This window comes from Streptomyces sp. ATLC9, from assembly GCF_057196705.1.
Genome location: NZ_JBXUOY010000346.1, coordinates 1 through 4,737, shown reverse-complemented (window position 1 = coordinate 4,737; position 4,737 = coordinate 1). Strand labels below are relative to the sequence as shown.

At 75.5% G+C, this 4,737-nt stretch carries 6 protein-coding genes; 2 read left to right on the top strand and 4 right to left on the bottom strand.

What is annotated here, in order from left to right:
- Positions 1-146 precede the first annotated feature (146 nt).
- A complete protein-coding gene (locus tag AC2CJA_RS24250) occupies positions 147-776 on the top strand; it encodes an acetoacetate decarboxylase family protein (protein WP_484604813.1) in 630 nt (209 codons plus the stop codon).
- A gap of 240 nt (positions 777-1,016) precedes the next feature.
- Here the strand turns inward: AC2CJA_RS24250 and AC2CJA_RS24245 are convergent, their stop codons facing one another.
- Together AC2CJA_RS24245 and AC2CJA_RS24240 are read right to left on the bottom strand one after the other, a co-directional pair.
- Positions 1,017-1,715, bottom strand: a complete 699-nt coding sequence (locus AC2CJA_RS24245) for an HAD family hydrolase (RefSeq protein WP_484604812.1) — start codon at positions 1,713-1,715, stop codon at positions 1,017-1,019.
- 80 nt (positions 1,716-1,795) lie between these two features.
- Positions 1,796-2,776 carry an RluA family pseudouridine synthase gene (locus tag AC2CJA_RS24240; RefSeq protein WP_484604811.1) on the bottom strand — a complete coding sequence of 327 codons (981 nt, stop codon included), beginning with the start codon at positions 2,774-2,776 and terminating at the stop codon, positions 1,796-1,798.
- A gap of 116 nt (positions 2,777-2,892) precedes the next feature.
- Here AC2CJA_RS24240 and AC2CJA_RS24235 point away from each other — a divergent pair, with 116 nt between their 5' ends.
- The gene (locus AC2CJA_RS24235) at positions 2,893-3,420 is read left to right on the top strand and encodes a cupin domain-containing protein (protein ID WP_484604810.1); all 528 of its coding nucleotides are present in this window, start codon (positions 2,893-2,895) and stop codon (positions 3,418-3,420) included.
- A gap of 232 nt (positions 3,421-3,652) precedes the next feature.
- Here AC2CJA_RS24235 and AC2CJA_RS24230 read toward each other — a convergent pair whose 3' ends face one another.
- Positions 3,653-4,063, bottom strand: a complete 411-nt coding sequence (locus AC2CJA_RS24230; RefSeq protein ID WP_484604814.1) for a DUF2267 domain-containing protein — start codon at positions 4,061-4,063, stop codon at positions 3,653-3,655.
- 2 nt (positions 4,064-4,065) lie between these two features.
- On the bottom strand, positions 4,066-4,590 hold the full coding sequence (locus AC2CJA_RS24225) for a glycoside hydrolase family 3 protein (RefSeq protein WP_484604809.1): 525 nt from the start codon (positions 4,588-4,590) through the stop codon (positions 4,066-4,068).
- Positions 4,591-4,737: the final 147 nt, after the last annotated feature.

The following is a 4,737-nucleotide window of genomic DNA, read 5'->3' as shown; positions in this document are numbered from 1 at the left end:
AAACCACCCCCCCCGCCCGGGCCGCCCGCCCCCGCGGCCGCGCCCCGCCCCCCCCGGCCGCCGTTGCGGGCCCCGCCCCCGCATGGTCCGCCGCCCGCGGGGTGCGGTCCACGAACCGCCGGCCCGGTCGGGAAGGAGCCGTGGGCATGCCGGATTCCGCTTCCGCTCGGAGTGGGCCACTCCCGTCGTACCCTCCGGCCCCCTGGAGCTTCCGGGGACATCTGTGGGCGGCGCTCCTGCCGGTGCGCCGCCGACTGCCCGTCCCACCGGACCTGCGCCCGCTGGCGGGGACCTCCCTGCTGGCGGTCGGCCTCGTACGGTACCGGGAGGGCACCCTCGTCTACGACGAACTGGCCATGGGCCCCCTGGTCCGGCGCGGCCGCCGCGCCGGCCTGCTGATCGACCGCATCTGGGTCAGCGACGCCGCGTCGGTGCGGGGCGGCCGGGACATCTGGGACCTGCCCAAACAACTCGCCTCGTTCACGTGGACGGACCGCTCGGTCCACGTCGCCGACCACGACGGACCGGTCGCCTCGCTGGCCTTCGCTCCGGGAAGGCTCCGCCTCCCGGCCCTTGCGCTGCCCCTGCCGGGTTTCTCCGGCTCGGCCGGACGGCGGCTGTTCGTCCCGGGCCGCCTGGTGGGATCCCCCCGTCCGGAGAAAGTGGCGGTCACATCGTGGTCGGGCCGGCTTCCGCCCCTGGCCCGCACCACCGCCCGGGTCTCGGTGGCCGTTCGCCCCTTCCGCATGACCGTTCCGGGACCGGTGCGCTGCTGACCGGCGGTCAGGGCGGCCCCGTGCCCGCCGCCGCCCTCACCGGGTCGGCCGGCCCCGTTCGACGGCGGGATCACCGCGGACCCGGTGGATCCGGTGCGGGGCGAGCACGCTCGGCCGCTCGATCCGCCTCTCCACGCCCGCCCTCCCGGTGCGGCCAGGACGTCGCGGAAACGGGCGAGCCCCCTGCCGGCGCGCCGGGGGCTGGGGCCGGCGCGGCGGAGGGCGGAAGCCGGGCGGGGCTCAGCTCTCGCGGGGCCGACGGGCGAGCAGGCTGGCGTCGAGGTGGGCCAGCAGGTCCGCGGGGTTCTCGTAGACCTCCGCCGCACCCGCCTCCTCCAGTTCCCGCCGGGTGATGCCGCCCGAGAGCACGCCCACACAGGGCACGCCCGCCCGCCCGCACGCCGCCACGTCCCACACGGTGTCGCCGACGAAGACGGCCCGCTCCTGCGCGGCCCCCGCGTGGTCGAGCGCGGAGCGCACCAGGTCGGGTGCGGGTTTGCTGGCCTCCACGTCGTCGGAGCTGGTCGCGGCGGTCACCGCCTCGTCCGCGCCCACCGCGCGCCGCATCGCCTCCAGTTCGTCACCGCGCGCGGAGCTGGCCAGGACGACCGTCCAGCCGCGGTCGGCGCAGGCCCTCAGCAGCTCGGCGGCTCCTTCCAGCGGGGCCAGCCGCGGCCAGTACTCGGCGTACAGGGTGTGGTGGGCCGCACTGACGGAGGCTGCCTCCTGCGGATCGCGGTCCTCGCCGAGGAAACGGGCGAGGAGCTGATCGCTTCCCATGCCGATGGTCCGGTGGATCACCGACATCGGCACCCGGCGGCCCGCCTGCCGCAGCGCCTCCCACCAGGCCACGGTGTGCAGGTAGGTGGTGTCCACCAGTGTGCCGTCCACGTCGAAGAGCACGGCCCTTTCCGTTCCGTCGCCGCTCGTCCCGCTCATTCGCAGCTCCTTTCCGCCGGTTGGCCTTCCGGACCGTCTTCCCCGTTGTCCCGGGGGCTCCCCGGCCGCAGGCCGTGCGATCACCCGGACGGGCGGGCACCGCCCGCCGCCGGGACTCCCGCCCCGGCGGCCCACGCCCGCGGGCAGTCCCAGGCGGACAGCGTGCGGCGACTGGTGAAGCGGCGCGCGCGGCCGGTGACCGGGTCGGTGAACTCCAGTGATCTGGCCAGTAGTTGGAGGGGGCGCCGGAAGTCGTCCGGGGCGGGGTCGGTGACCTCCGGATAGACCGGGTCGCCCAGGATGGGGACACCCAGGGAACTCATGTGCAGACGCAACTGGTGGGTGCGGCCGGTCACCGGCACCAGCCGGTAGCGGCCGAGTCCGCCGCGGTGCTCGATCAGCTCGACCCGGCTGACGCTGTCGGGTTCCCCCGGCACCTCACGCGCGGCGATGACCCCGCGTTCCTTGACGATCCTGCTGCGCACCGTGCGCGGCAGCTCCAGGCCCGGGTCGTGAGGCGCCACGGCCTCGTACTCCTTGCGCGCCCGCCGGTCCTGGAAGACGCCCTGGTATGCGGCGCGGTACTCGGGGCGGACGGTGAACATCACCACGCCCGCGGTGAGCCGGTCCAGCCGGTGCGCCGGGCTGAGCTCGGGCAGTCCCAGGTCGCGGCGGAGCCGGGCCAGCACGGTCTCGGTGACGTGCCGGCCGCGCGGCGTGGTGGCCAGGAAGTGCGGCTTGTCCGCGACGACCAGGACGTCGTCGCGGTACAGCACCTCCACCGTGTACGGCACCGGCACCTCATCGGGCAGCTCCCGGTGGAACCACAGACAGGTCCCCGGCCGGTACGGGGCGCCGGGTGCCAGCGGGCCCTCCGCGCTCCAGACGGCGCCCTCGTCCAGCATGGCGTCGATCAGGGCCGGCGCCACCGCGGGCAGCCGGTCGACCAGGTGGTCCCGGACCGTCTCCCAGGGGCCGTTCTCGGGCAGCCTGAGGCGGACGGGGTCGATCCCGTGGCGCTGCGGCAGGGGGGAGGGCGGCACGGAGCGTCTGCGTCTCATCTCGAAGGACGAGCCTAGCGCCGGGGCGGGGTGCCGTCTGCGGGCGGGGCCGGGGCGGCCGGGCGGGGCGGCCGTAGGATCGAAACGCCCGTCCACGCCCCTTTCCGGAGGTGCCGGTGTCCCCCGACCAGACCCCCCGCGTCCTGACCGATCTCGACGACCGCATCGCGCGTTCGGCGCCGGACGAGGGCGGGGCGCTGTGGCGGCTGGCCGAGTCCGGACGGCAGCTCGACGCGAATCTGGTGCGCCTGCCACCGGGCACCTGCGTCGGCGAGCACGCCGAGAACGATCTGGACGTCCTGCTGCTGGTGATCGCCGGAGGCGGGGAGGTGGAGGACGGCCTTGGCGGACGCCGGGCGCTCGTTCCCAAGGCCCTGGTGTGGCTGCCGCGCACCTCGCGGCGGGCCCTGCGGGCGGGCCCGGAGGGCCTGGTCTACCTGACCGTCCACCGCCGGCGGCCCGGTATGGGCGTGGGCACGCGCCCACCCTCCGCGGAACGTGCCGCTCCCGGCTGGGACGAGGGCGGTGAGGGACCGTGCGTGCTGGACCGGGTCTGCCCCGCGTGCGGCCGGACGAACGAGCGGCCGGGTCCGGGAGCCTGCGAGCGGTGCGGCGAGCCGCTGCCGGCGCCGGGGACCGCGTAGGCGCCACGGCCCGGAGCACCTCGCTCCGCCGCGCCACTCCGGCGGTCAGCGAGCCCGGCAGCTGTAGAGCAGCAGGAACAGAAGGGCTGTGCCGGCCAGGCTGACCAGCAGCGAGCCCAGGCATCCGGTGCGGTTGGAGAAGAAGACGAACACGGTCACCGTCTCAGAGGTCGTCGCGCGGACGCCCCGGCGGATCCCGGGACGCCGGACCGGTGATCCGCACCGCCCCGGCTCACGTGTGCCCAGAACTGCCCGAGAAGAGCACCCGGGCGAGTTCCTCGTCCAGGGAGGGGCGGATCTTCGCCGAGCACGCTCCGCCGGTGGCCTCGTCGACCACCTCGATCACGCAGCGGGCCTCGTGCATCGCCTTGGGGCGGTCGGCCGAGGCGCGTCGCGCGACGCGGTCGAAGAACTCCTGGGTGCTCATCCGCATGCCCGAGACCGGCTCGTCGGGCGCGTACGCGACCCTGCGCAGGTGTTCGCCGATCTCACGCGGGAGCTGGGCGGCCAGCTTCTCCGCGACCGTGGCCGGGACGCGTTCCGCGAGGGTCTCCAGGCTGGCCCGGGTGGCGGTCTCGGCCGTACCGGGGTTGTCCAGCCGGGCACGTGCCTGTACCTGTCCGAGGAAGGTGTCGTACCGCATGGTCACCTCGTCCCTTCTTCGCCGACCCGGCCCCGGTACCCGGGCGGAACAGGAGGAAACACCCAACCGGCGGCTCCGGACCGACCCTGCGACGGCGGGATCGGCCCGGAGCCGGGCCGGGCCGCTACGGGCGGCCGTGTCGGGAAGCGGCGCAGACGGTGTCCGGTACGGCCCGGCAGCCAGGAGGCGAGCAGCGCGTCCCAGCCGCCGCTCTGGTTGCCGATGTCGTCGGCGTTCTTCCCCGCCACGAAGACCTTCGCCGACTCGGCCAGCGGCAGCAGCCCGCCGGAGTTCTTCAGCAGCACCCGGGACCTGCGCACCGCTTCCCGGGCGAGTTCGCGGTGGGCGGCGGAGCCGATCGTGGATGTGTGGGAGCGGTCGGTGTGGGGGCTCTCGAACAGACCCGGTTCGAACTTCTTCGCCAGGATGCGGCGGTTGGCGTCGTCGACGCGCTCCACCGGCACCCGTCCGGCCCGGACCTCACCGCGCAGCAGTTCGACGAACCCGCGGTAGTCGTGAGGCACCATCACCATGTCGGTTGGGGCCGCACTCTCGGCACACGGCCTGTGGGGGGCGTCCGGTCCCGGCGGAGGAGACACCGGGGCCGGACGCCGACCCGGGCCGGGGGGGGCGCCGCGGGGGGCGCGGCGGGGGGCGGGGGCTGGCGCGGGGGG